Raw genomic sequence first — 25,008 nt, forward strand, 5'->3', positions numbered from 1 at the left:
CTGTGATGGGGGTAGCGAGGCGAGGCTTTCGTAGAGCATCTCTCGATGGTGGTGACAGCGACTTTCCACACCACTATTCTATTCGTGCAAGAGGTCTAATCCCTAGAAACCCCTAGAAATTCCTAGGTTGCTGGGATTCCCAGGGATTCCCTAGGCAGCCCTCGGGAATTCCGGGAACTGCCTAGGGGGCGTGGCGACAATGGGCGGCCGCGCCAGGCGCTGAGCCAGGGGAAGCAAGGACGTGGCGGTGGTTCCCGCTGGCATGATTCGGCGATCGCTCGGGTTGGGAGCCATCAGGGTATCGATCGCATCGGCGATCGAGTCCGGCAACCCCGGCACAGCCCAGCGCCAGTCAAAGTCAGAGTCAACACTTTGGGCAATCAAATCTAAGGGATGCTGCCCCGTGAGCCAATGCACGATCGTGCGGCCCAGGCTAAACCAATCGCTGGCGGGGCCAATGGGCTGCCCTTGCCGCTGCTCTGGGGCAATGTAGCCAGCGGAGCCACAGGCCGCCGCCCGCTCACCCACCAGCATTGCCGCATCAAAATCCACCAGGGCCAAATCCCCCTGGGGTCGCCGAATCAGATTGGCGGGCTTCACGTCCCCATGGATCCAGCCGGCTTGGTGCAGGTTGTGAAGCAGGCTGCTGAGTTGCACCCACCAGCGAATCGCTGCCATGGGGTCGATCGCCCCCTGTCGATCGAGATAAGCCTCTAGGGATTCCCCCGCGATCGCTTCCATCACCAGCCCCTGAAAGGGCCAGCGGCTGTCGATCGGTCGCCAGCAAAAGAAGCCATCCACGGCCGCCTTGGGGATTTGGGGATGCTGGGGGCCGCGCATCAGCACTTCCGCTTCCCGATAAAGCCGATCGAGCCGGGTTGATTGTTGACGAATCAACAGTTTCAAAACCTTGGGCCGATCGTCGTCTTCCAAGTCCACCACCTCAAACACTTGCACCTGACCGACTTGGGGCAATCGTGCGGCGGCGGCATTCAGCCCCCGCAGGATGCTGTAGCGATCGTGAATTAAGGTTCCGTCGGGCCAAGCCGTTTTCCGATCCTGAGACAACACCGGAGAGGGAAGGATCATGGGGCATTCTCGACCAAAGTTTCAAGAATTCAGCAACACAGAGCAAGCAGCTAGGGCGCAATTACTCAAGCCCTAAACCCAACATCAACTGCATTAACATCGCCTTGCTTGGAAATTTTTATGCAGGCTCCAAAACCTGGAATTGTTGTTGATTTAGCCCAAAAACCATCAGCAGCCCATTGGCTTGGATCCGGCTGCGGCCCATGACAGCGGGCTTTGGCCCAGAACCCAGATGAATTGCTCGCGGCTTTTGGCCCAGATCCAGGGGCGATCGACCCTAGGTCTGTCCGTTGAACGAATTTGTTGAACGAGTCCTCTGAGCTAACAGGAATTCACGAGGGCTGAACAATCAGTTTCCCCCACGCGATCGGCGCGGAATCGGTGGCGAAATCAGCTTGAAAATCAGAATATCTCGATTCATTTTGTAAGAGCCAAAGCCAAAATCTTAGGTAAAACTCTAAAATCTTAGGTAAATCTCAAATCTTCGATCAATTCGATGAAACTGACCTGAATCTCGGCCACGAACTTTGGCTAATCGAGCCTTTCCCGAAGGAGGGTGACCAGCAAACGATGGATAGCAAAAGCACGTTGTTTCAGGAGGTGGGGTGCGAATGGAATCTCGAAGGTCTCTATCGCGACTTGGGCCGAGTCAAGGCCCGGCTGCTGTGGGCAAAGCAGGGGCAGCCCTGTCCGGAGTTTCCTGCCGCTGGTGATCCTCGGCGATCGCAACTCAGCCGCACTGAACGCCTCTATTTGCGCGGATTTCTCACAGGAATGAGCATTAAAGCCCTGGCAACAGTGCTTGAAATTAACACCGATGCTCTCCGAACGGAACTCACAAATAAGCTTTACACTTATCTTAAAGCATTATTAAATTGGGAAGGGCGTTTTTGTCATCGCCGAGCTTTGGCAATGTTAGCAGAACGTCCCTATCGAATTTCCGCCGCTCCGATCGCGGAGCATCGAAACTTGAAGGTTTATTTACCAGCTCAGGATAGTGCGATTTTGGAGGGCCGCGATCGGGAGTGGGAACACCTGATTCACTGGCTGCAACGGAATCAAGAAGAGCGATTTTGGGTGATTGAAGGCGCTGGCGGAACCGGTAAGACGGCCCTGGTTTTAGCGAGCGTTCATTATTTAATTCAACAAAACTCTTGCCCTTTTCAGCGGGTCTTGTTCACTTCCGCTAAAACCCATTACTTAACGGGAATGGGGTTGCTGCCAGGATGTCGATCGCAACAAACCCTAGAGCAGCTATTATCGGAAATTTTGCAAGATCTCACATCCGATTCTGATCGGGTGGCAAATGAATGGAACGATCGCCCGTTGCCCGATCGAATGCGACAGGCTTGGACTTTGATGGCTCAACAACCCATGTTGTTGATTTTGGATAGTTTTGAGGAAGTGACGGATCCGCAGGCCACGTTGGCGTTTTTGTATGAATTGCCGGCCACGGTCAAGGTGTTGTTCACCTGTCGCTATCGGTTGCCGATCGCCCGATCGCTCCACCTAGATCCCCTGGAGCCAGAGGCGGCCTTGCGGTGGATCATGCAGCGGGTTCCGGAAACGGGTTGGCCTTGGTCTCTGGGGCAATATCGGCGCTTGGTGGCGGCGGCGGGTTCCCTGCCGGGGCCGATCGCTTGGGGGTTGGGGCAATTGGCGGCGGGCCAACCAATCGCCTGGGTCATTGCCCAACTGGAGCAGCCGGATCACTGGGTGACGCAGTTTTACTGCGCCAATACCCTGGAGGCTTTGGGCGGGCAGTTGGCGGGGCAATTCCTGTTGGCCCTCAGTTGGTTTGCGGTTCCCGTGCAACCGGCACTGTTAGCCCAAGTGGCCGGAGTGGATCCAGAAGCCCATGCCACTTGGGCCCATTTGGCCAAGCTGGCTGAGCAGTCCATGGTGACCCTCCATTGTGATGGGTGCTATGGTCTGTCGTCCTTGGCTCGGCGTTATGTGGCCACGGTGGGGGTCGATCGCCTGGCCCCAACTCAAGAAATGGCGATGCGTGAGCGATGGTTGCAATGGGCGATCGACTACGTGCGGCAACATGGCCAGGGCGATCGCCTGGAGTGGTTAACCGATCACCAGGCGATCGATCTCCATTGGGACACCCTGAATCAGGTTTTGGATTGGTGTTTGGCGGCCGGGCGATTGGAGTCGTTTTGGCAGGTTTTTCAACCCCTCAGGGGCTACAGCCACTTTCGCGGTCATTGGTCGGAGCGGATTGCCCGCGATGCCAAAGCCATCCAACTGGCTCGTCAGCAGCAGAACTCGGCCTTGGAGGCACGCTTTTTGTTCGATCGCGGTTGGACCCATGCCCTCCGCAATGACTCCCAATCCCTTCGCCAGGCTTGCGCGGATTTTGAGGCCGTTTGGCAATTGCGAGATCACCTGGATCTAGATTTGCAGTCGGATTTAGCCATTAACCAACTGCGCCTGGCCTATGAACAGGGATCGATCGACCATGGCGATCGGTGGAAACACCGTGTTGAGCAGCTCATTCACAATCCCCAGCTCAACGCTGAGCACCGATTGCGCTTGGAGTGCCAGAGTCTTTACTACGAAGGCGATGTAGCCCAGCAGGCACAGAACTCCGCCGAAGCCTTGCGACTTTATACAACAGCCCTGAAAAAAGCACAGGCCTTGGGTTGGCAACGGGGAACGGCCTACATTCAGTCCTCGATCGGGCAGGTGCGGATGGCGCAGGGGCAATATTCCCGAGCTTTGCGGGAGTTGGAAGCTAGCTACCGGTTGGCGGCAGTGATTGTTGATCAGCGGTGTTGTGCCTATTGCTGCAAGCATTTGGCCCGCGCGGCCTTGGCCGGGCGATTGCGCAAGGAGTCGCGTAATTGGGCCGAGCGGGCGATCGATCACTTCCAAACCTTGGGAATGGTCACCGAGGCCCAAGAAATGGAGGATTTTCTGAAAAATCTCTAAACATTTTTAACGAGGTCTTTAGAGCGGATTGATAAAGCGACTATAAATTCCTTTCCAAGATTACTGATTGACTGACAAAACGCTCAAATGCTTGGTTTTTCGGTAGGTTGGGTTGAGCTTTGCGAAACCCAACTCGATCACTACGAACCTTGCTGTTGTTGGGTTTCGTGCCTCAACCCAACCTACAAAATGATCGTTGATCAGCCGATCTGGAGGAAAGGGATTTTCGTGAAAGAGGTCTAATTTCCCACATCTGCAACGCCTGACTCGGCCGTTGCTCTTGGTCAAGGGAACTGATCCTCAAAACAAATGCTCAAAACAAATGGCAAAAACAGAGAAGCGCAACAGTTAATAAAACTGCTGCGCTTCCTCAAAGCCGCGATCGGGTGCTTCTGGCCCCGGTCGTGGGTTAGACCCAATCCATGGCACAACCCAGAGGTTAATGGAAAATTGGATCCACGACGGAGCAAGGAAACCCAAAACGTTTTTAGCCACAGGCCGCTTCGGCCACAGAAGAGAGACTTGGGTTGGGTTAGACCGCTGCACCGTCTTGAACGTCGGTGGTCGTTTCCTCTTCATTGGTTTCCGCTTCGGCCGATGCAGACGGGCGACGAGAGCGGTGCATCCGTCCACTGTTGGAGCGCTTGCGGAATTTACGTGCGTAAGCCAAGTTACGCTGTGCTTTTTCTTTTTTGAGGTTACGGCGCTTTGCCATGTTCCATTTCCCGTTCAGCCCACCTAGCATAGCGCATCTCGATCGCCTTGAGATTGCCTTTCGCGATCGACCCGCAAAGGTTGGCCCGCAAAGGTTGGCTATGTCGGGAAGGATTGGGCTGATTGGAGCCAGCTTTGGGCAAACTGCCGAGCGCTTTCGGAACCCTGAATTTGTCCAATGGCCTGGGCCCGCTCCAGGGCCGCCAACAGTTGACCGACGATCGGCCCCCGGGGCAAGCCAAATTCCGTCATCAACTCGTGACCCGTGAGCGGTGGGCTGGGGTGGGCGACCGGATCGGTGGCATCTTGCCAACGGCCAATCGCCTCGGCCAGGGCGATCGGGGCCGTTCCTTCCGCCAAAGCCAGGAGCACGGCTGCCAAAAATCCCTCCCCAGCCGCCTTGCAAAATTGGTACTGAGCCGCGCGATCGAGAGGCGAGAGGCGATCGGCCGGCAGGCTAGCCTTGGCCCCCAGAATTGCCAGCAGAATGCGCTGATCAAGCCGGCTGGTTTTGAGTTGCTCCAGGGCCCGTTGGGCGATCATCAAATCTGACCCCAACAAACAGGCCAGCCGGGCCGCCGCCAAGGGCGATCGCCCATTGGGCAGGGGACAGTTGAGGGGGGCATCGGGCCAAAGGTTTTGTAATTGCTCGATCGCCTTGGATAGGGCCGGGAGTGTTACCCCATGCTTTCCTTGCCAAGGGGGCAGCCAATCGCGCAAAAGCTGAATTTCGCTGGCCGCCATCAGTGCCCGATCGCCCCGGGGCGTTTCCAACAAATAGTCCAACTCAGCTCGCACTCGTTCGGCGGCCACAAGCCGCAAATTCGGTACCTGTTGGGCGATCGCCTGGGCCGTGGTCGGCTCCATTTGAAGGTTCAATTGGGCGCTGATTCGATAGGCCCGCAACAAGCGCAGGGGATCCTCCCGCAGGTTTTCCACGGACACCATCCGCAGGGATCGATCGGCTAAGTCTCGCCGGCCTTCGAGGGGATCCACCCACTCCTGACGATGGGGTTGATAGGCGATCGCATTCACCGTGAAGTCCCGCCGTCGCAGATCCGCCTCGATCGAGTCGCCCACTTGGGCCGCCACATCCAGCGTTCCCTGCGCAAAAACCACCCGCGCAATCTGGCGTTCTCGATCCAACACCACAAACCCTGCATCGTAGCGCCCAGCAATCGATCGGGCCAGCTCGATCGCCCCCGTCGCCAGCACCACATCCAAATCCACCGCGTCGCGTTGCCGCCCCAAAAGGGCATCCCGCACGGCTCCACCCACCAGATAAGCCGTCTCGGGTAAATCCGTCAGTTTTAAGGGGGTGAGTTTTAGGGGCCAGTCCTGCAAATCAAGGCTCATCTCGACAGCTCATTTCGATCGCTCAACCAGGGTTCCATCTCCAGATTCAGGGTCGGAGTTAGTGCTTGCTTCAGGGTTGCGATCCTGACCTGAATTTCGATCGCGGCCCGAATTGGGATCATTGCCTAGCTGCTCCAGTTCACCGGAGGTTGCTGAATGGTTCAGACCTCGCAAATTTTGCAAATCTTGGAGCGCCTGTTGATCTCCATAGTTGGCTCGATGGCTCAAATGATCTAATTCATCCAGATCCTCGATATCCAGATCCTCGACATCCAGATCTTCCAAATCATCATCGAGATCATCATCCAGCTCATCTTCTAGGTAGGCCTCCGCATAGCGATCGGGCGGTTGCCAAGTGGATCCACTCGGTAGTCCCGGCCGTTCCGCTCGCCGGTTCAGCCCCTCAGTTCTTGGGTCGTTTCGCTCATCGCGATCACTCCGTTCGTTGCGATCGTTCCTGAGGTCACCCCGCAGTTCGCCCCGCAATTCATTCCGTTCACTGCGCCCTTCCAATCGGTTATCTCGACGGCGATCGCGACCAGGTTTCACCAACACCTGCCAAGCGGCCTGAAGACCTGCCGCCGCCCGTCGGGCCGTGGCTCCCACTCGCCGGGCCTGCCGCCGGGCCGTGTCCAAGCTGCTGTCCACCTTCTGCACCACTTGACCGGCGCTTTGCACGCCATTGGTCATGTCATCCGTCAGGTCACTAATTTCCAAACCCGTGAGGCGAATGGCTTCCAGGGTGGGCGGCAATTCCCTCGTGAGGGTGTCAAATAACTTTTCGGCGCTGCGGGCGGCCCGCCCCAATTCTTGCAGGGCAGGAATGGCAGCGGCCAGGGCGATCGCCAAGCAAACGCTGACGAGCAAAAACGATAGCCCCAGCCAAAATAACGGATCGATCATGGGTTCAGAGGACGGAATGCGCGCCGTTAGCGATCGCCCGTTTGGGTCATGGGGGCGGCCATACGGTTATAGGCCAACTGGCGGGGCTTCGGAGTTGGGGCTGAGCCGGTTGGGATTGCGTCGCCCTCTTCCGACAAGCTGACATCTTCTTGATCCACCGTTTGGCTGGCGGCCACACCGCTGGCGATCGCGTCTCGCAGTCGATCGAGCGCCCCTTCTAGGCGATCGCGAGTGCGATCGGACCAAATGGCCGCTTGGTCGCGCACCACCTGCCCCAACTCCTCCAACGCTCCCGGCAGGCGATCGCCCGATTGCTTCACCGTTTTTTGTAAGGTGTTTTGCAAAGTGTTTTGCAAAGATTGCTGTAGGCGCTGGCGGGAAGCTCGACCCGATCGGGGAGCCAACAATAATCCTGCTACGGCTCCGGTTGCCGCCCCCAACAGGATCCCCAGCGCAAATCGATCGGACTGACGTTTAGACATGATGATGACGCGGGGCAAACGGCACAGCTAGTGGAACTCATGCGGCCATGGAACCTTAGCCCAGAGACCTTTCGATTCTACCCTGCAAAATTGCGGGGTGGCCGCCGCTTCAGGAATCCCAGAGCCTAATTCAGTCCAAGGCTCAACTAATTCCAATGCTCAACTAATGCCAGTGCCCAATTCATCCCCAGGCTCAATTCATCCCAAACAAATACCCGGCCACCATCCTTCGGTTAACCGGGCAAGCAGTCGATTATGAGTCTTGAATGGGGCAACTGAATCAAACGACCATCCAGAGAACCCTGAGGGCATCGCTATCGGGCATCATCTACCCTGTTGCTCGATCGCCCTCCATATTCACTCATCCATCAAGTTGAATAACGAGTCTTACCAGCGCCCCAGCGGGAACCAATCACCTTGGGTTGGCTCAGAATATGACCAGCGATCGCTTCCAATTCCTCATCGGTCAGGTTCCGCATCTCCGGGAAAATGTCAGAACTGCGGGTGCTGGGGTGCAGTTCATAAATTTCCGTTTCACCGTCGTAGGTGGTCGGATTCTTCATGTAGTCCACCAGGCCAGCGATGTGATCGCGGCTAGGAACGGCACCCGCCAAGGACGAAGGCGACAGATCCACATCGGGGCTGGTCTTGGTCACACCGCCCGCATGGCACTGGGCACAAGTGTCATTAAACAGTCTCTTGCCCAGAGCCACTTGCTCCAGGGTCAAGGTGACGGTATCACCCTTTTCGCTGACCTTGACCGTGCGCAGTTCCGGCTTCATTTCCGCCGCGCTTACGGGGCTAACGGCCAGTTGGAAGGCAAAAAACGCCACCGCTACAACTAGCAAAACAACCTTTTTCAGCATAGTTCTTTCTAGACTTGAGTCTCTTGATCTCGATCAAAGTCAGGCCGATGTTATAGCCGGCTAGATTGTCGCTCGGATCGCGCGATCGCCCCCGCTGCGGCACTCTAACCACAATTCACATCCTCCCCATGCTAAAGCAACGGGGATTCCCGATCTAGGCAGCCAGCTAAAACGGCTGCGTTGATCGGTGGTTTGACCCCAAGGCCCTCTCCACTGCCCAGTGACGGGAGCGGGGTTGGTTCCGGTGTCTTTTCAAAGTGTCCGAGTCTCACCCAGCGATCGCCGGGTAATGATAACGGTTGCCTTTGGCCGGCAAAGCCCTAAACGGTAAATGTTTTGGAGAAAAAATGCGGTAGCCAAAAGTTGATTTTAATCTTACCGGATTGAGGGCAAAGCCCCCGCCTTTCAGGCTCCGGGAGATGGCAAGTTATCAACTCAAGCCGCATCAGTGGGCATGACTTTCCAAGATCGGGGGCTGAATAACCGTTGGGGGTCAAGGCTTTCAGCCCATGGCCCTAGTCTCGCTTCGGGGGCGGGGTGATCCCCCGTAGAGCCTGGATTCCGAAACCATCGTTCGGAAACATATCGCAATCTCGGGTTGCAATCTCGGGCCGCAATCTCGGGTCGTAATCTTGGCGAGGGCCGCTGGAGCGAATCGAATTGGGTGAACCAAATCACTGCGAGTCGGTTGGGGGATAGCCGGTTAGAGGATTTAGGGCTGGGCCGCGATCGAGCCAGGGGCGATCGAACGTTCCACATGCAACCCATCCCGTTGACCATCCAGCATCACCTCATCCCGCAGCCGGGCCCCATTGGTGGGAGCCGTGGACACCGCCCGTCGGGAAGCATGATGCAATCGAACCAAGCGGGCCAACGTAGACTTCAGTTGGGTTCGCGGCACGATCGCATCCACAAACCCGTTTTGTTGCAAATATTCCGCCGTTTGGAAATTATCCGGGAGCTTTTCGCGCAGGGTTTGTTCAATGACCCGCCGACCCGCAAACCCGATCAATGCTTTGGGTTCTGCGATGATGATGTCGCCGAGCATGGCAAAACTGGCCGTCACACCGCCCGTGGTGGGATGGGTCAGCACAGGGATGTAGAGACAGCCGGCCTCGCGATGCTGCTCCAGGGCCCCGGAAATTTTGGCCATCTGCATCAAACTCAGCATTCCTTCCTGCATTCGGGCCCCCCCGGATGCGCAGACAATCACCATGGCCCGGCGTTCAGCGGTGGCCCGCTCGATCGCCCGAGTGAGCTTTTCGCCCACCACGGATCCCATACTGCCGCCCATGAACCGAAAGTCCATTACCCCTAGGGCGATCGGTTGGCCTTCCAAATCACCCAAGCCCGTTTGCACCGCATCAATGAGGCCGGATTTGCTTTGGGCCTCCACAATTCGATCGCTGTAGGACTTGCGATCGAAAAAGCCCAGAGGATCCACCGGGCGCACATCCCGATCCAACGCCACCCAAGTACCCGGGTCAATTAATTGCTGGATCCGCTCATCGCTATAGACCCGCATATGATGCCCACAATCCAGGCAAACCATCTGATTTGCCTGAAGGTCTTTCGTGTAGGCGAGAACGCCGCAGGCTTCACACTTCGTCCAGAGACCATCGGCGATTTCTCGCTCTTGGCCTGAATGTCCAGCCGGATCGCTCTTACGACGATTTGCAAACCAATCAAACAACGACATGGGTTCAATACTCTCCGGGTAGATTCCCCGCCCCTCGGGGCGTTACAATACTCTTGCGGACACCAGAAACGGTTGCGTCAAAGGCACTGGTAACGGTCGATTGGGGGTGTTGTAAACCATCCCAGAGGCTCGGCGGATTCGTTCCAACAGGGCTACCAAAATGCGTTGCTGCTTTCGGCCGGCGCAGTTTACCTGCTTCCAGATGCGCCCTTGCCAGCAGCGGGTGATCGCTGCCCTAGTTTCCCACGCTCTGGCCCAGAACCCAAAATTCTTCCCTTAGCCATAACGCGCTTAGATTTGCTGATCGCCCTGTTTTGTAATCCAGGGTCGCGATCCGGTGAATCTTGCCATGATTCAGTGGCAACGTGATCAGCGGCAACGTGATCAGCGGCAATACAATCTTGCCAGGATTGGGATCGGCGCGATCCGCAATCCCTCATCGCGCTTGATCCCTCATCGCATCTATCGTATCCATTTGGCCGTATCCATTTGGCTGTATCGATTTTGGGTCAACCTTGGGCTGACGCTTGGACTCAGCAGCCTCGATCTGGTCTCAATCCAACCTCGGGTTCAGCAAGATAGTCCCTTGATTGAGCCATAGACAGGCGCGCACGCGATCGGCGATCGGGTCAGCCAACGGCGGCGGTTGTTCAAAACTTGCGCCCTGTTAGCCTGTGCCTTTTTTTAGGGGGCTTCCGTGTTGTCGTTCTGGTTACGCATCCCAAAGGCTGACACTGGGGGCATTAGCTCCGAGAATTTGCGGAGACAACCAATTGAGTGGTGAGACACCTTAAGGGATTTCTCTCTGAATTGATGTAGTAGAAAATACAAGTGTTTTAAAGATTGAGAATCATCACTAATTCATGGCCTAAAAAAAGAATTTCATGCCTGAAAACAAGCGCTTTAAATTTCAATCCTGGCTAGACTTGGCTGATGTTCTCAATTCCTGAGATTAGGGGGTGTCACACAGCAATAAAGTCTGGCCATTTCTTGCTAAAACAAAGGGCGATCGCCCCTGACGGCTAAGACTTCCTTAGAAATTGGTGGTATTTGTTCATCTACCAGAACAAGGGGCTAAAGTTCTAATAGAGTGCGTCAGGGATTTCACGGGTGCATCATGAACGGATCGGCTGTGGCCAAGCTGGTCGAATCGTCGCAATACTGCGCGATTGCTGATGATTCTCTTAAGGATGAAGATAACGCTGCTTGGGTCTTAGGACTCGAGTCAGATGTGCAACGGGAATGGATTGAACGGATTGGTTGGATTCGTAAGGTCGATCGATTGGCGGAGGCAGAACTTGTCTGTAAAGAAAATCACACATCTACGGAGCAGCCTAGTTTCCTCGCGTTCTATCGCTCTTGGAAGCGTTTGCTGAGCCATGGCCCGGCGGCCATGGTCACAGAAGATGCCAGCTTGCTGGTGACAATGCAACAGCGCTGGTTTCATGCGGAGGCAAGTCTGAGCGATCGCTTATCTGTGCAGTCGTGGGATCGGTATCTGGATGCAATCTTGACCTACCACACGGACAATCTACGGATTGAAACGTTGGCTGACTATGAAACGATGCTGGAGACGTTGGCGGGTTCCTTTTTCCAGATTCTGCCGTTTTTGAGTCCGTCCCAGTGGGAAGCGGCCTATCACTTTGGAGCGGTCGATCAGTTCTATAACAACCTGCGCGACATCGATGAGGATGCGCGCCAAGGGATCTGCTACTTTCCCCAGGAGGTGTTGGATCGGTTTGGGGTCGATCGGGCGGCGGTTTTGGATCGATCGTGCATCGGCACGCCGGCCTATCACGACATGATGGTTTTTTGGGTGGATGATTATTTGCCGCAGTTGCGCCGACGGGCGTTCAAGCTGGTTTTGGCGCGGGATTTACACCCATCCTGGGTCATTTTGCGCAACTGGTGTCTGCATCGCTATGCCCGCATTGAGCGGGTGCTGCGGGAGTGCGATTTTGATTTTGTGCAATTCCAAGTCCTTTACTGGCAAGCGGTTCGCGAGGATTTGGATCAATGGCAGGAGCGATCGTTTATCACCACTGCGACGGCTATTTCACCCACCTTGCAGCGATCGGCCCAGGCGGTTCAAGTGGCTGCTTTTTTGAAAACTAGCCCGCTAATGGTGCGGACTGCCCAGCGGCTGGTGCAATGCCTCTGTGAGATGCAAGGAACGTTGCTGAATTTGGCTTGGGGAAATTATTGGCCATCCTCAGTGGAGGAGGTGGTGGCCAGGCTCTGACTTGGGCCTAGCGCACCCAAAATTGCCAATAGGCTGTGATGATTTCTGGGCCCCACAGCATGGCGATTAGGCTGCCCAGGGCCAGAAATGGGCCGAAGGGTAAGACCCGATCGCGCCGTAGCCAACCCAGGCCCATTGCGCCCAAACCGGCTACTGCCCCGATCGCGCAGGCCAAAAAACTCGCCAGCAACAGCAATTTCCAGCCCAACCAAACCCCCAGCATGGCCGCCAGCTTCACATCTCCGGCCCCCATGGCCGTGCGTCCCCAAATCAAGCTGCCCAGGGTGGCGATCGCCTGAAACAACCACAAACCAAGCGCCATGGCCAACAGGGCATCCAGCAATCCGGCCGCCGCGCCGCTGCCCTGGCCCGCGTCAATCGCTCCGAAGGCGGTTCTGAATCCCAACCCCAACAGCAGGCCCGATTGGGTGAGCGAGTTGGGCAGGGTGAGGGTGTCCCAATCAATGAGCGCCAGGGCCAGCAGCCAGCTCACGAAGATCCATCCTCCCAAAATCATGCTCAAGCCCCAAGGACTGAACACCAATTCCGGTTCGGCGGCGCTAATTCGCAGGGCGATCGCGGCAAATAACAGCCCGGTGGTGGCTTCCACCAAGGGATAGCGCGGGGCGATCGGGGCTGCGCAATAGCGACAACGGCCCCGCAACCACAGCCAGCCGAAAACCGGCACATTGTCGTGGGGAGCCAGCCGGTGCAAACATTTGGGGCAGCGGGAGGGCGGGTGCAGCAGCGACAGGCCAGCGGGGAGGCGATAAACCACCACATTCAAGAAGCTTCCGACGGAAACCCCCAGGGCGATCGCCACCACCGCCAGCGCCAATTGTTCGGGGGTGAACATCAGGACGAGCGGCCCACCGGCTGCTGTTGAACCAAGGCTTCCACCACTTCCGGCGCATGTTGAGCCAGCCGACTCCCAGCCCGAGCCATTTCCGCTACCCGATCGAGATGCTGAACCTGCTCAGAATACTCACTCAAGCTAAAGCTATTGAGCTGCATCAGCAGTTGGTAAGCATCGCCAATCCAGTGCAAACAAGTCGCCTGCTCGTTGCTGAGGGGTTGATCCTGCACGATTTGGCGAATCCAGTCGGGTAAAGCGTTAGGGTCAGACATGGAACTCAGGAAACTGAAAGAGCCAATCCTCAATTTAATCCGAATGCAGCCCTCTGCGCGATTGGGATCTCACTCATTGCGCATTTTGTTGCATTGCATTTTGTTGCATTGGTTGCATTGCATTTTGTTGCATTGGTTGTTGCGCTGGTTGGTGGCATTGAGCGTTCGGCTGGCTCAATTCCGTTGGCTCAATCTCGTTGGCTTAATTTCGTTGGTTGAATTCTGCTGGTTGATTGCTGCTGGTCAAATGCCTATTGATATTGATCCAATCCAGACGGATCGAATCCAGACGGATCCAACTCCAACGGATCGAGGGTTGCTGGGGCGTTGGTGCTGAGGGTGAGGCCCACGGCGCGATCGAACCGATGCATTTCCAAGCTCAGATCGCCATAGACTCCGCTGATTTGATCACGACAGCACTCGATCGCAAAATCGTTCAACTCCGCTGGCTCAATTTCGAACATCCGCTGAAAGGTTTCGACTTGCACCCGACAGAACCAGGGGCGATCGTCATAGATCGTGCATTCTCGGTTCAATTGGTCATAATTCATGCACCAACCATCGGGCCCCACCATGCTCAGATAGAGCAATAAATCCTCAGGTTCTAAATAGCTTTCCAGGTCGGGGCGTTCGTTGGGATCGAGATGACAGCAGGCTCCACAGCCTTTGATACATTGCCAGGTTGCCACCTCAGTTGTCCTCGTCAGTAGGGTTGATGGATTGTGCAAAATTGACCACCGATGACTTGCTTTTTCCTGCGCTGGAGTTCGCCGGGGGCCTTGCCAATTAAGCTTCCGATTCGGTTTCTAAATTCGGTTTCTAAACTCGGTTGCCAAATCGGGTTACCAAATCGATTTCTCAATCATGCCTCGATCGGGTTTCGATCGCGCCTCAGTGATTGATATTTCAATTCCTAAATGGGTTCCTAAGTTTACGTCTGGGTGTAAGCCCGCATAAATTACCAAGGGCATGAATTACCAAGACACTGTTTTTGATCTTGATTACTCTTGATTTTATATTTTGCTTCTTTATTTTTGCTTTTTTACTGACTGGCTTGGCTGAAGCGCAATCAGCAAGCTTTCAATCAAAAAGCTTTCTCTAACTAATTTTTTAACTGGGGCGCTAGGATTCGAACCTAGGAATGGCGGGACCAAAACCCGCTGCCTTACCGCTTGGCGACGCCCCATTGCCCGAAGGCTTGAGTATAGTAACAACAACTTCCGAGAAGGGTCAAGGGGTTTTCTGAATTTTTTTGAATTTTTTTGAACCGGGTTCGCAAGGCAGAGGAACGGGGGCGATCGCCCCGGGGGATGGATCCTTGCCTAGCGCTTGCCTAGTCCTGACTGGCCTGTTGATTGGCACGTTTGCGCTCGGCCAGCTTCAGCAGAATTTCCGCGTGGATGTCGCGGGTAATGGGGTAGAAATAAGCCAAAACCAAGCCGCCAATCAAGGCTGCCGTGGGCAAGGGGCCGATCGCCAGCCGAATGGCCAACAGGGCTGAGGCCGGTTGGTTGGCCGGCGTGCCTCCGGCGGCTGTGGGCACATAACCAGCCACTTCCAGCGCAATCCCCACCAGCCAAAGCGCCAGAGCCAACCCCAACTTTTGCAAAAAGACCATGAAGGCATAGAACACACCTTCCCGACGTTGCCCAGTGGTTAGCTCATCCAGCTCAATCACATCCGGCAGCATCGACCAAGGGACTAGATAAGCCGTGGAGACCCCAACGCCAGCCATCACGGCCAACAGGTACAGCAAGCCCGTTTGCCCCGGTTGCAGCAATAACAAACCCGCTTGGGCAATGATCCAAAGGCTCATGCCCGCGAAGTAGACTCCCCGTTTGCCCCAACGGCGGCTGAGGGCACTCCACACAAACAACATGGCAAAGGCGGTGAGCTGCACCCCGATCGCGACCATGAAGAAATCTGCTTGCTGTAGCCCCATGTAGCTCACCACGAAGTAGGGCAGGATGGAGGCGGTGAGTTGCACAGCCAGCCAGGAACAGAGATAGATCCCAATGACGTAGAGGAAGGGGCGATTCTGAAAGACGATCGCCAGTTGTTGTTTCAGACCCAAGCTGGGGGCGGTTTCATTGCGTTCGGCGCAGCGGCGTTCGGCGGCCATGCCATACCGAAATGTGCCCACGACGCACCAGAGAATGGGCAACACAGAAAACAGGGTGCAAATGGCGGCTAGCCAGATGTATTGCCAAACGGGGTCGGGAATTTGATCGGCAACGACCTTGCCCAAGATCAGCGAGAGAAGACTGCCCCCGATCGAGAAGGCAAACCGGAAGCTGTTGAGGCTGGTGCGTTCGTCATAGTCATCCGTTAGCTCAGCGGTGAGGGCTGTGTAGGGTAAGTTCACCGCCGTGTAGGCAATATTGAACAGCAGTCCCAAGACCACGTAGTAGCCATAGAGCAGCCAGGTGTTGCCCGGCGGCACCAGCCACTGCAAGAAAAAGAGAATGCCGAAGGGAATCGCCCCCCAGAGCATCCAGGAATATCGACGACCCCAACGGGAGCGGGTGCGATCGCTCATTACGCCAATGATTGGGTCGTTGATGGCATCGCCAATTTTGCTCACCATCAGCACCGAGCCAGCTAACCCGGCGGGCAACCCGGCCACATCGGTTAAAAATGCCAACTGCAAAAAGACAAGCAGGTTGGCGGTGATGGCGGGGCCTGCGTCGCCGGCCCCATAGGCCAGCTTGGCTGGGAAGGTTAACCGATCGGGAATAGAAGCACGCTCAGCAGTCACAGGTCTCAGTCTCAAAACTGCCGCTAGCTTAACCCCTGAAAGAATTAGGAGTTAACGATCAGTTCCTTTTGGCGCACTTCTTGGGCTGAAACCCAATCGGGGCGTAGGTGCTTGGCTCCTCGGAGATAGGGATGATGAATCCGAGCGATCGGGTCAGGGGTGTTGAAATGCACGAGCAGTCGAATGCATTGGGGCAAACTGCCATCCACATGCATTTGCTGCACATCCATCAGGGGCACGTTTTGCCAGTTGGGCCGCTCGCGGGCAATCTTGGCGGGAAACACGGCATCCAGGTCACGGGTCACCGAAAAGGTGACGCTCACCACCTCATCCATCTCCAGACGATTGTGGGTTTCCAAAGCGTCGAGTAGCTCATGAACCGCCTCCCGAATGGCTTCAATGGTGTTTTCGGTTGCGGTAGTTGCTCCTCGAATGGCCCGGACTCGCCAACCCACGTTCCTGTCCTCCCGATCGAATATGAGGGTGAATGTCACGATTGGGCTTGGCCTGTCGTGGCGATCGCCCAAGCATCAGTCACTCGTGACTGATTAGTGACTGATTAATAGCTAGTTATAGCTCAGTTGGGGTTGCATCTCTACTGTGCAGAATCAAGCCGAGAAACAACACCTAAAACCGCCTGAAAATCGACTGCGAGGCCGGGCTAGGGCAATGCGGCACGCTCTGCGATTCGCCAGATATGTTTGAAAATGCTGACCCCAAGCCTGAGCTAGATCGTGTTTTTGAGCCTGAGGGAGCCTATAGGCGCATGACCGCATCACTGGCGCTGACGGCCACAAGAGCCGATCGCACCAAATCGGGAGTGGCTCCGGTGATGGTGGCCAAGGTCTGACCCGTGGGCAATTGCAGCACCGTGGAGCCGCCCTGATTTTGCAGCGTCAGTTGCTCCAAGCTCACGGAACCGACAATGCCGATTCGATCGCCCTGAGCCGCACTGAAATCCACCACCAAATCCGCCGCTGCCCGAATCCCGATCGCCGTATCAGTGCGCAGCAGGAACGTATCGGCCCCCGCGCCGCCGGTTAACGTATCAGCCCCAAAGTCACCACAAAGGACATCGTTACCATCGCCCCCCAGCAGCACATCATCGCCCTGGCCGCCGCGCACAAAATCATCACCCGCGCCGCCATTGACCGTATCGTTGCCCTGATTGCCGTTGAGGAAGTCGTTGCCCCCGTCACCGTTGATCAAGTCATTGCCATCAATGCCGCGCAGATAATCATCTCCGTCGCCACCGAAGAGCGAATCATTGCCCGCATCACCCCAGACAATATCCGCCGCACTGGAGCCGGTGATCACGTCATCGCCCCCCAACCCCCGCACGCCGCTGGGAGTGGTTTGGCTTTGGGTCGCCGTCAGGGTCACGGTTTCTGCCGCTTCTGTGAGGAAGGTGAATTGGCGGGGCAGGTCAGCCCGGTTCAGAAAATTGTGCGCAGTGTTCAAGCGGGTTGCATCCGTCAGCACCACCGAAGTTCGGCCCGGCAAAACTCCATCCACCACCTTGGCTGCCGTGATGCGATCGCCCGCTTGGATCGCATCCACCGCCGAAAACCCTTGGGTTACCTGGCCAAAGGTGGCGTAATTACCATCCAAAAACGGCAATTCCTTCAGGGCAATGTAGAACTGCGAAGAACCGGAATCGGGCGATTGGGCCCGGGCCATGGCCAGGGTTCCTTGCTTGTGGGGCAAGGCCACCGGCTGAGTGGTGGTTTGGCTATAGATCGGTTCCGTTGCGCCCTGAACTTTGATTTCGAGGGGAATGCTGCGGGCTTGGTTGGTGTCTGGGTCAATGAACCCGCCCGTTCCCAAGCTGCTGAGCGGCACGTTGGGATCTTTGCTCGCCGGATCTCCCGCTTGCACCACAAAGGGATCGGGCGATCGCACCACGCGGTGAAACGAAATGCCGTCATAAAATCCCCGCTCCACCAAGTCCACAAAATTGCCGGCTGTGACGGGGGCGTTGGCCCCATCGATCGCCATTTCGACGGACTGACCGTTCACCAGCATGATTACGGTGGCGGAACCATTTAAACGAGCCGCAGGAGCCATATTCGCAAAATCGGTTGGGTTGCTTCAAAACCAAAATATCAGGCAAGTCCAGGCCCTGAGTTTTCAGCCAATCAAAAATTCAACCGCCAAGGGTTCCGAACCGGGAACGTTTGGGCAAGGTTTTGGCAACCTCTCCCAGGTTTTTGGCCGTTCAGAAATCGTTGGGACTGTTTGGGCTGCTTTTCCGGAGCAGGGGTCTGGCTGCCGCTAGATCGGTGACGTAATCGAACTAGCCAGAGTTTCGGAGCCGGGCGATCGCTCGGCTTAATCCGCAGATTCAGGGTGATCGGGTTGGCTCCGGAACTGGGATTCTCAATCGGACTGGCTATAATCGGAGCGATGCCCTTGGGACGGTGATTTCATGCTTTTTTGGTCTTTTTTGCAGCGGCGTGGTGTGGTGGGAATGATGGGCGCGATCGCCCTGGTCACGGCCGGCAGTGGCGGGGCGATCGCCCAAGCCAGCCCGACCTATCAACCGGGCACGATTTCCAGCAGCAGCGAGTTGAACGACACCCTATCGACCAAGGACATTCCCACCGGCCAAGGGGGATTTGCCCGGGACTATAAAATTTCGCTCACGGCAGGCGATCGGGTTGAAATCACCGCCAGCTCCGACAGCTTCGATACCGTCCTGATGCTCATTGCCGATGACGGTTCCAGCGTTGCCGAGAACGACGACGGCCCCGACAGCGGCACGAACTCCCTGATTTTCACCAGCATTCAGAACACAGGCGAATATGTGGTGCGGGTTCAAACCTTTGGCAAAGCTGTTGGCGGCCCCTTCAAGCTCAAGGTCACCCGCCTGCAACCGATCCAATAGGTGTTAGAAAGCTGGTTCTTCCAAAAAAATTAGCGAATCCCTTGCCAATCCTGATCAAGTTTGCTAATTTATTTAGGCGCTGAAAACAGCAGCGCCTAAAAACCCTAGCCGGGATAGCTCAGCCGGTAGAGCAGAGGACTGAAAATCCTCGTGTCGGCGGTTCAAGTCCGCCTCCTGGCATTACTGAAAAATCAAAAATTACGCTCATAGATTCTTCTATCTTGAGTGTTATCTTTCGATCCCTGTTGTCTCCTCAACGACTAAGATATGAGTAGGGCAATAGCCCTGATCAGGTAATAGGGTCAACGATTGATCGCAGCCTAACAACCAAGAATGAACGGCAACAGAGTGAAAGACCAAGCGGTCTGCTGATGCTGAATGTTGCGGTTGCCGGGCTGGGCGTGAGCGGTTGTTTCCCACTTGCCTCTAAATCTTGAACAGGTTGAGAGCCAAAGGCCGATCGGGTGATCAAAAGGTTTTTGGCAAAATGTGCATGGCAAAATGTTCACCTTGAAAACATGCACTTTGAAAACGTGCATTCTAGAGTCCCCCTGCTGCTGCTCGATCGACCGGGATCCATCAACACCCACTCAAGAACGCGACCAGATTGAGTGCTTTAGACTCAGCAAGGTTGAGCAAGGCTTAGTAGGGATATTGAGAAAAACCCAGAGCCATTAGGGTTTCCAGCCAGCAAAGTCATAAAAATATAACAATTGATTGCCAACGGCCCCACCACTAACAATGACACCCTCTCCCATCGCCTCCATGCCCCCACGGTCGATCGACTCACACCAGATTTCGCGTATCTACACTGATGGGGCTTGCTCTGGTAATCCAGGGCCCGGCGGTTGGGGTGTTTTAGTGCGATTTTCAAATAGCTCTTGTCATGAATTGGGTGGAGGTACTTCCAACACAACTAATAACCGGATGGAAATGCAAGCCGCCATTGAAGCGCTGCAATTCTGGCATCAATACGGCCAGGGCGAGTCAATCACTTTACTAACGGACAGTCAGTACGTTATTAAAGGGATTACAGAGTGGGTGCGAAACTGGCGACGAAAAGGCTGGAAAACTGCCAGCGGGCAACCGGTGCTCAATCGAGATCTTTGGGAGCGTCTGGATGCTTTGAACAATCCCGCTGTGCGCTGGGAATACGTGCGCGGCCACTCGGGCGAGGCGGGAAATGAACGATGTGATGAAATTGCCCGCGTTTTTGCGGCCGGCCGATCGCCTAAATTAGATCAATTGAAGCTAGAGATTTTCGATCGCTCGGAGTTTCCGGAATCGGAGCCTGCGAGCAAATCCCATCTCGATGCTTCAGACACAACTACAGTCTCGATAGCAGCTATACCTGAAACCATGTCTGAACCTGTTTTGGATCAACTGGCGATCGCGCCAACGGATGCCGATCTGCGCGACGTGCGTGTGGGTCAATTGCGCAACTTGATCGAAACCCTGCGCATTGCGGATGAGGTCGCCGATCGAGGATATCTGATTGCCAGCTCGGAATTGGCTGATCTGATGGACGTTAACGCCAGTGCCGTGACCAGTCGGGGTGAAAACTGGGTCTGGCGGAACTGGATTGTGACTCGCGTGCGACGTGAGGGCAACCAAATTCTGTGGCAATTGGAACGGATCCTCGAAGATGACTAAACGAGGTGCTTGGCTAGTTCAAGTCTAAGGACGCTGAGGCGCTGATCCGCTTTAGCATCCTCAACCCGAGTAACCAAACACATCTCGTTTGCAGTAACCGCACCGCCCTCCATGACGATCCCTCGCAGTCTTTTGCACCAATCGTTCATGACCGGCTCTCAACTACTCTGCCGTGTCTTGTGAGCCAATCGCGATGGACACAACCGCATTGGAGTATGACCCTGCTGTGGGCGGGTCTTCCCCAGTGGCGATCGCTCGCCGAAACACATACCAAGTGAAAACGAAAGCTCTCGCCCTGGGGTTTCATCAGGTGGGAATAGCAGCTATAAGCTCAGAGTACCCACCCTTACCATCGGCCGTATCAGCCCTCCAACACTGGCTCGATCGCGGGTTTGCCGCCGAAATGAAATGGATGGCGGCTCCCAAGCGATTTGATGCGCGAGAATTTATGCCCGAGGCGCGATCGGTCATTTGCGTTGCCCTGAATTACTACAGCCCTGAACAGCGGCCCCTTGAGCAGCGGCCCCTCGAACAGCGACCCTTAGACCCATCCTCTTCCCAAGCTGAGTCAGCGATCGAGCCTGCCCCAGCTCAGCCCGAACTTAACCAGCCCGAACTTGACCAGCCCCAATTTGGCAAAATTGCCCGCTATGCCTGGGGGCGGGATTACCACCGAGTTTTGGAAACCCGCCTGAAGGCTCTGGCTCAGTGGTTAGTGACGTTGGATCCCCGAGCACAGAGCCGCTGGGCCGTGGACAGCAGCCCGGTGCAGGACAAGGCCTGGGCCCAGGAGGCGGGTTTGGGGTGGATTGGCAAAAATGGCAATTTAATTACGCGCCAGTATGGTTCCTGGGTGTTTTTGGGGGAGCTGTTCACCACGCTGGAATTATTGCCCGATCGCCCACATACCAGCCATTGCGGCACTTGTACCCGTTGTCTGGAGGCTTGCCCCACGGGGGCGATTCCCGAGCCGTTTGTGGTGGATGCTAACCGTTGCATTGCCTACCACACGATTGAGAACCGCGCGGAGACCCTGCCTTCGGAAATTGCCGAGAACCTTCAGGGTTGGGTTGCGGGCTGCGACATTTGCCAAGATGTTTGCCCCTGGAATCAACGATTTGCCCAGCCGACGGATATTGAAGACTTTCGACCGCGATCGGGGGTGGTGGCTCCGCGCTTGGATCAGCTTGCTCAGCTCAGCGATGAGGCTTGGGATCAAGCCTTCCGGGGATCCGCTTTACGACGCATTAAGCCTGCGATGTGGCGACGAAACGCCCGTGCTAGTCTGAAATTAGACCCGAATGTTTCGTTTCAAGCTTCGTCGCAGTCCCTGCCCCGATCGGCCGATCTCCCTCCCGATCGCCCCATCGATCCCTACCATTGATCCCCAACTGGATTCTGAGTCTCATCCTTGAACGCCCATCACGTGCTTGCGTCTACGGCGGCGGCCGGCGGGCCGCAGTCCTTGCCCACCAGTGCTGCATCGGTTGATCCTCAGCACTTGCGGTTAATTTTGTTCGACTTTGATGGCACGTTGGCAGACTCCTTTCAGGCGGTGGTTGAAATTCTTGATCGCCTCTCGGGACGCTTTGGCTATCCCCGTTTGACCCCGGAACGAATTGCCCGACTGCGGGATTGTGATTCCCGCATGGTGCTGCAAAACAGCAATGTGCCCCCTTGGCAGCGCCCTTGGCTGATCTATTGCCTGAAACGGGAACTCCAGGCCGATTTGCATCGCCTCCAGCCCATTCAGGGCATTGAGGACGTGTTGCGAGAACTGCGATCGGCGGGCTACCGGCTGGGGATTGTGACTTCCAACCAGCGATCGACGGTCGATCGATTCCTCACCCTGATGGGCTGGCGGCACTATTTCACCTGGATTGATGCCAGTTTGCGTCTGTTCAGCAAAGATCGCGCCATCTCGCGGGTGCGGCGGCAGGCCGGCCTTCAGCGCGAAGCCGTTGCCTACGTGGGCGACGAAACAAGGGATGTGGAAGCGGCCAGGCGATCGGGCGTGGTCAGCCTTTCCGTGGCTTGGGGGTTTAATTCTGAACGAGCGTTGCGCAACAGCCAGCCGGATATGCTGTTTCAGCATCCTCAGGAGCTGTTAACTTGGGTGCGATCGACCGCTGCGGCCTCGGAAAAATCCCAAACTCATGCCTAAACGAGCTGGGCGAATGCAGCGTTAATTCCCGGGGCGATCGGGCATGAATGCATAGGTTTAATCAACGGTCAAATAACGGTGAATTAAGCAGAGATTAATCCTTGTATGGGGATCGAAATTCCCCGGCAGCGGTAAACTCAGACAGCATTCTTTGGCGACAGTGGCGGACTGTGGGCTACCTTGTTGTGATTGCCCATTTCCAGCATCGCGTCACCAGGAATTCAACCTAACAATCTCAACTGACTACACAAGGGGCAACCGCATGACGCGCGCCATTATGGAAACCGCCAAGGGCACGATTCATATCGAGCTGTTCGATAATGATGCTCCCAACACGGTGAAAAACTTCGTGGATCTGTCGGAAAAGGGCTTTTACGATGGTCTGACCTTCCACCGCGTAATCCCCAATTTTGTGATCCAAGGTGGCTGTCCCAATGGTGATGGTCGTGGTGGCCCGGGCTACACGATCAAGTGCGAAATTAATTCGAACAAGCACATGGCGGGGAGCCTGTCGATGGCCCATGCCGGTCGCGACACGGGTGGCAGCCAATTCTTCATTTGCCATTCGCCCCAGTCGCACTTGGACGGCGTGCATACGGTGTTTGGTCGCACGGAGGACATGGATGTGGTGAATGCAATTCGTGCCAATGACAAGATTCTGTCCGTGAAAATTGAGCACTAGGCTCTAACTCCAGAATCAAAAACCAGGATTCAAAATGAGGGTCTTCAACCCTTGATTCTGGTGTTGCAAAATCGCGAGGGTAAGGGGCTTCAGCCCCTTGTCTTTAGACCTCTTGCATCAATCAAGAACCTCATCCCAAATCCCGCTCCCAGATCCCTGATTGACTGAAAAACACTCAAACACTGGGTTGTTCCGTAGGTTGGGTTGAGCTTTGCGAAACCCAACTCGATCACTGCAAGCCTTGCTGCTGTTGGGTTTCGTACCTCAAGCCAACCTACGAAATGATCGTTAATTAGCCCATCTTGATCAGAAGGGGTTAATTTGTGCAAGAGGTCTATTGTTTTGAGGGGCTGAGACTGAGGGGCGATCGCCTAGGTTTCTCGGAGCACATAGCCCACGCCGCGCACAGTTTGGATCAGGCGCTTTTGGCTTTCGTCTTCGAGCTTTAGACGCAAATAGCGCACATAGACTTCGATGATGTTTGATTCGCCCATGAAGTCGTAGCCCCAAACATTTTCGAGAATTTGCTCGCGGGTGAGCACTTCGCGCGGGTTTTCCATTAGGTAGCGCAATAGCTCAAATTCCTTCATGGTTAGGGCGATCGTGTGGCCGTTGCGGATGGCCGTGCGGCGATCGAGATCTAGGGCCAAATCAGCAAAGTGCAACAGAGGTGTGCCCGTTTCCGTGGGGCGTAGATAAAGCCGCACCAATTCCAGTAATTTTTCACTGCGGTAGGGCTTGAGCAAATAGTCATCGGCCCCGGCTTCCAGGCAAGCGGCCCGGTCTTCCACTTCATCGCGGGCCATGATCAACAACACGGGGGCCACGTTCCCCAACTCCCGCAGTTGATTGCATAGCCACAACCCCGATTCGCCGGGAACCAACAGCCGATCGACCACAATCAGGGAGACGGGCAAGTCTCGCGCATAGGTCAAACCGGCTTGGGCATCCTTGGCCGTGGCGACGGCATACCCGGCGTTTTTGAGATCCGTCATGGCCCGATCGAGGATCGAATCATCACTTTCCACGAGCAAGATCGGAGCGTTGAGCGTGCTAGTGGGTGGGGCGATCGAGGATTCAGTTCCGGCCATAGGACGCGACAAGAAAACAGCAACAATCAGTCAAAATCCAAACAGTCAAGCTCAAGGCAAACAAGACCAAAACAAAGATAATTTAAACTCCAAAGATAACCATAGGAAGGGCAATTGAAGGGCAATTTCTGGATTAAGCAGCATCCAAAATCTGCACATCATTGGCCGATGGTTCGCTGAAGTTAAGCATCCAGCAAAACAGATTTGGCTCGATTCGATCGTACTCCGGTTTTCGTTCAACTTCAGCGCCCGCAGGATTCAAAGAGATGGCGCAGGGCGATCATTGAGCGATCGCAACGATCGCGAGGACTGCCCCCAGCCGATCGAAAAATCCCACCCCCTTGAGCGTCCGAC

20 protein-coding genes, 2 tRNA genes and 1 pseudogene are annotated in these 25,008 nt (G+C 55.6%); 8 read left to right on the forward strand and 15 right to left on the reverse strand.

Translation table 11 applies throughout. The features are described from left to right. Positions 1-150: 150 nt before the first annotated feature. Positions 151-1,089 (reverse strand): serine/threonine-protein kinase, encoded by a 939-nt coding sequence (locus H6G53_RS06670; RefSeq protein WP_190531619.1) that lies wholly within the window; start codon positions 1,087-1,089, stop codon positions 151-153. A 570-nt stretch (positions 1,090-1,659) separates the two neighbouring features. Between H6G53_RS06670 and H6G53_RS06675 the strand changes: the two genes are divergently transcribed. Further along, the gene (locus tag H6G53_RS06675) at positions 1,660-4,029 is read left to right on the forward strand and encodes an AAA family ATPase (protein WP_190531621.1); all 2,370 of its coding nucleotides are present in this window, start codon (positions 1,660-1,662) and stop codon (positions 4,027-4,029) included. Positions 4,030-4,561: 532 nt separating this feature from the next. Here the strand turns inward: H6G53_RS06675 and H6G53_RS06680 are convergent. From H6G53_RS06680 to accD, 6 genes are all read right to left on the reverse strand, one after another. Next, positions 4,562-4,699, reverse strand: coding sequence for a hypothetical protein (locus H6G53_RS06680; protein WP_370567083.1), 138 nt, complete (start codon positions 4,697-4,699; stop codon positions 4,562-4,564). 143 nt (positions 4,700-4,842) lie between these two features. Continuing rightward, positions 4,843-6,099, reverse strand: coding sequence for a CCA tRNA nucleotidyltransferase (locus H6G53_RS06685; RefSeq protein ID WP_190531623.1), 1,257 nt, complete (start codon positions 6,097-6,099; stop codon positions 4,843-4,845). A gap of 9 nt (positions 6,100-6,108) precedes the next feature. Further along, positions 6,109-7,002, reverse strand: coding sequence for a hypothetical protein (locus tag H6G53_RS06690; RefSeq protein ID WP_190531625.1), 894 nt, complete (start codon positions 7,000-7,002; stop codon positions 6,109-6,111). Between the two features lie 26 nt (positions 7,003-7,028). Then, entirely contained in the window at positions 7,029-7,484 is a 456-nt protein-coding gene (locus tag H6G53_RS06695) for a YtxH domain-containing protein (RefSeq protein ID WP_099534490.1), read from the reverse strand. 368 nt (positions 7,485-7,852) lie between these two features. Beyond that, positions 7,853-8,350 carry a photosystem II cytochrome c-550 gene (gene psbV / locus H6G53_RS06700; protein WP_099534491.1) on the reverse strand — a complete coding sequence of 166 codons (498 nt, stop codon included), beginning with the start codon at positions 8,348-8,350 and terminating at the stop codon, positions 7,853-7,855. 712 nt (positions 8,351-9,062) lie between these two features. Further along, the gene (gene accD, locus H6G53_RS06705) at positions 9,063-10,049 is read right to left on the reverse strand and encodes an acetyl-CoA carboxylase, carboxyltransferase subunit beta (RefSeq protein ID WP_190531627.1); all 987 of its coding nucleotides are present in this window, start codon (positions 10,047-10,049) and stop codon (positions 9,063-9,065) included. Positions 10,050-11,166: 1,117 nt separating this feature from the next. Here accD and H6G53_RS06710 point away from each other — a divergent pair. Then, the gene (locus tag H6G53_RS06710; protein ID WP_190353834.1) at positions 11,167-12,291 is read left to right on the forward strand and encodes a squalene/phytoene synthase family protein; all 1,125 of its coding nucleotides are present in this window, start codon (positions 11,167-11,169) and stop codon (positions 12,289-12,291) included. A 7-nt stretch (positions 12,292-12,298) separates the two neighbouring features. Here H6G53_RS06710 and H6G53_RS06715 read toward each other — a convergent pair whose 3' ends face one another. From H6G53_RS06715 to H6G53_RS06745, 7 genes and pseudogenes are all read right to left on the reverse strand, one after another. Continuing rightward, on the reverse strand, positions 12,299-13,147 hold the full coding sequence (locus H6G53_RS06715) for an A24 family peptidase (protein WP_099534495.1): 849 nt from the start codon (positions 13,145-13,147) through the stop codon (positions 12,299-12,301). Next, on the reverse strand, positions 13,147-13,419 hold the full coding sequence (locus H6G53_RS06720) for a hypothetical protein (RefSeq protein WP_099534496.1): 273 nt from the start codon (positions 13,417-13,419) through the stop codon (positions 13,147-13,149). Before H6G53_RS06720 ends, H6G53_RS06715 begins: the two co-directional genes overlap by 1 nt. A 341-nt stretch (positions 13,420-13,760) precedes the next feature. Beyond that, a pseudogene (locus tag H6G53_RS06725) lies at positions 13,761-14,108 on the reverse strand (YkgJ family cysteine cluster protein); the annotation flags it as partial. Between the two features lie 425 nt (positions 14,109-14,533). Then, positions 14,534-14,605: transfer RNA gene (locus H6G53_RS06730), tRNA-Gln, on the reverse strand. A gap of 147 nt (positions 14,606-14,752) precedes the next feature. Beyond that, complete coding sequence (locus H6G53_RS06735; protein WP_190353967.1) at positions 14,753-16,186, reverse strand: MFS transporter; 1,434 nt, start codon at positions 16,184-16,186, stop codon at positions 14,753-14,755. A gap of 35 nt (positions 16,187-16,221) precedes the next feature. After that, positions 16,222-16,632 carry a chorismate mutase gene (aroH, locus tag H6G53_RS06740; protein WP_099534499.1) on the reverse strand — a complete coding sequence of 137 codons (411 nt, stop codon included), beginning with the start codon at positions 16,630-16,632 and terminating at the stop codon, positions 16,222-16,224. A 301-nt stretch (positions 16,633-16,933) separates the two neighbouring features. Beyond that, positions 16,934-18,244, reverse strand: coding sequence for a peptidylprolyl isomerase (locus H6G53_RS06745; RefSeq protein ID WP_099534500.1), 1,311 nt, complete (start codon positions 18,242-18,244; stop codon positions 16,934-16,936). A gap of 361 nt (positions 18,245-18,605) precedes the next feature. On the opposite strand from H6G53_RS06745, the gene H6G53_RS06750 reads away from it, so the two are divergent. From H6G53_RS06750 to H6G53_RS06775, 6 genes are all read left to right on the forward strand, one after another. After that, on the forward strand, positions 18,606-19,064 hold the full coding sequence (locus H6G53_RS06750; RefSeq protein ID WP_199309155.1) for a PPC domain-containing protein: 459 nt from the start codon (positions 18,606-18,608) through the stop codon (positions 19,062-19,064). 107 nt (positions 19,065-19,171) lie between these two features. After that, positions 19,172-19,244 (forward strand) — tRNA-Phe (locus tag H6G53_RS06755). Positions 19,245-19,805: 561 nt separating this feature from the next. After that, a complete protein-coding gene (gene rnhA, locus H6G53_RS06760) occupies positions 19,806-20,717 on the forward strand; it encodes a ribonuclease HI (protein WP_234407032.1) in 912 nt (303 codons plus the stop codon). A gap of 193 nt (positions 20,718-20,910) precedes the next feature. Next, the gene (queG, locus tag H6G53_RS06765) at positions 20,911-22,101 is read left to right on the forward strand and encodes a tRNA epoxyqueuosine(34) reductase QueG (protein WP_190531631.1); all 1,191 of its coding nucleotides are present in this window, start codon (positions 20,911-20,913) and stop codon (positions 22,099-22,101) included. 42 nt (positions 22,102-22,143) lie between these two features. After that, positions 22,144-22,881, forward strand: a complete 738-nt coding sequence (locus tag H6G53_RS06770) for an HAD-IA family hydrolase (protein ID WP_190526133.1) — start codon at positions 22,144-22,146, stop codon at positions 22,879-22,881. Between the two features lie 262 nt (positions 22,882-23,143). Next, complete coding sequence (locus tag H6G53_RS06775) at positions 23,144-23,563, forward strand: peptidylprolyl isomerase (protein ID WP_099534504.1); 420 nt, start codon at positions 23,144-23,146, stop codon at positions 23,561-23,563. Between the two features lie 371 nt (positions 23,564-23,934). Here H6G53_RS06775 and nblR read toward each other — a convergent pair whose 3' ends face one another. Continuing rightward, entirely contained in the window at positions 23,935-24,654 is a 720-nt protein-coding gene (nblR, locus tag H6G53_RS06780; RefSeq protein WP_099534505.1) for a response regulator transcription factor NblR, read from the reverse strand. Positions 24,655-25,008 lie beyond the last annotated feature (354 nt).

It is taken from the genome of Limnothrix sp. FACHB-406 (assembly GCF_014698235.1).
Taxonomy (GTDB): domain Bacteria; phylum Cyanobacteriota; class Cyanobacteriia; order CACIAM-69d; family CACIAM-69d; genus CACIAM-69d.

What these genes read in the sequence shown, in the direction of transcription:
- H6G53_RS06670 (WP_190531619.1), bottom strand. Translation starts at nt 1,089, where the DNA reads ATGATCCTTCCCTCTCCGGTGTTGTCTCAGGATCGGAAAACGGCTTGG.
- H6G53_RS06675 (WP_190531621.1), top strand. Translation starts at nt 1,660, where the DNA reads ATGGATAGCAAAAGCACGTTGTTTCAGGAGGTGGGGTGCGAATGGAAT.
- H6G53_RS06685 (WP_190531623.1), bottom strand. Translation starts at nt 6,099, where the DNA reads ATGAGCCTTGATTTGCAGGACTGGCCCCTAAAACTCACCCCCTTAAAA.
- H6G53_RS06690 (WP_190531625.1), bottom strand. Translation starts at nt 7,002, where the DNA reads ATGATCGATCCGTTATTTTGGCTGGGGCTATCGTTTTTGCTCGTCAGC.
- H6G53_RS06695 (WP_099534490.1), bottom strand. Translation starts at nt 7,484, where the DNA reads ATGTCTAAACGTCAGTCCGATCGATTTGCGCTGGGGATCCTGTTGGGG.
- psbV (WP_099534491.1), bottom strand. Translation starts at nt 8,350, where the DNA reads ATGCTGAAAAAGGTTGTTTTGCTAGTTGTAGCGGTGGCGTTTTTTGCC.
- accD (WP_190531627.1), bottom strand. Translation starts at nt 10,049, where the DNA reads ATGTCGTTGTTTGATTGGTTTGCAAATCGTCGTAAGAGCGATCCGGCT.
- H6G53_RS06710 (WP_190353834.1), top strand. Translation starts at nt 11,167, where the DNA reads ATGAACGGATCGGCTGTGGCCAAGCTGGTCGAATCGTCGCAATACTGC.
- H6G53_RS06715 (WP_099534495.1), bottom strand. Translation starts at nt 13,147, where the DNA reads ATGTTCACCCCCGAACAATTGGCGCTGGCGGTGGTGGCGATCGCCCTG.
- H6G53_RS06720 (WP_099534496.1), bottom strand. Translation starts at nt 13,419, where the DNA reads ATGTCTGACCCTAACGCTTTACCCGACTGGATTCGCCAAATCGTGCAG.
- H6G53_RS06745 (WP_099534500.1), bottom strand. Translation starts at nt 18,244, where the DNA reads ATGGCTCCTGCGGCTCGTTTAAATGGTTCCGCCACCGTAATCATGCTG.
- H6G53_RS06750 (WP_199309155.1), top strand. Translation starts at nt 18,606, where the DNA reads ATGCTTTTTTGGTCTTTTTTGCAGCGGCGTGGTGTGGTGGGAATGATG.
- rnhA (WP_234407032.1), top strand. Translation starts at nt 19,806, where the DNA reads ATGACACCCTCTCCCATCGCCTCCATGCCCCCACGGTCGATCGACTCA.
- queG (WP_190531631.1), top strand. Translation starts at nt 20,911, where the DNA reads ATGGACACAACCGCATTGGAGTATGACCCTGCTGTGGGCGGGTCTTCC.
- H6G53_RS06775 (WP_099534504.1), top strand. Translation starts at nt 23,144, where the DNA reads ATGACGCGCGCCATTATGGAAACCGCCAAGGGCACGATTCATATCGAG.
- nblR (WP_099534505.1), bottom strand. Translation starts at nt 24,654, where the DNA reads ATGGCCGGAACTGAATCCTCGATCGCCCCACCCACTAGCACGCTCAAC.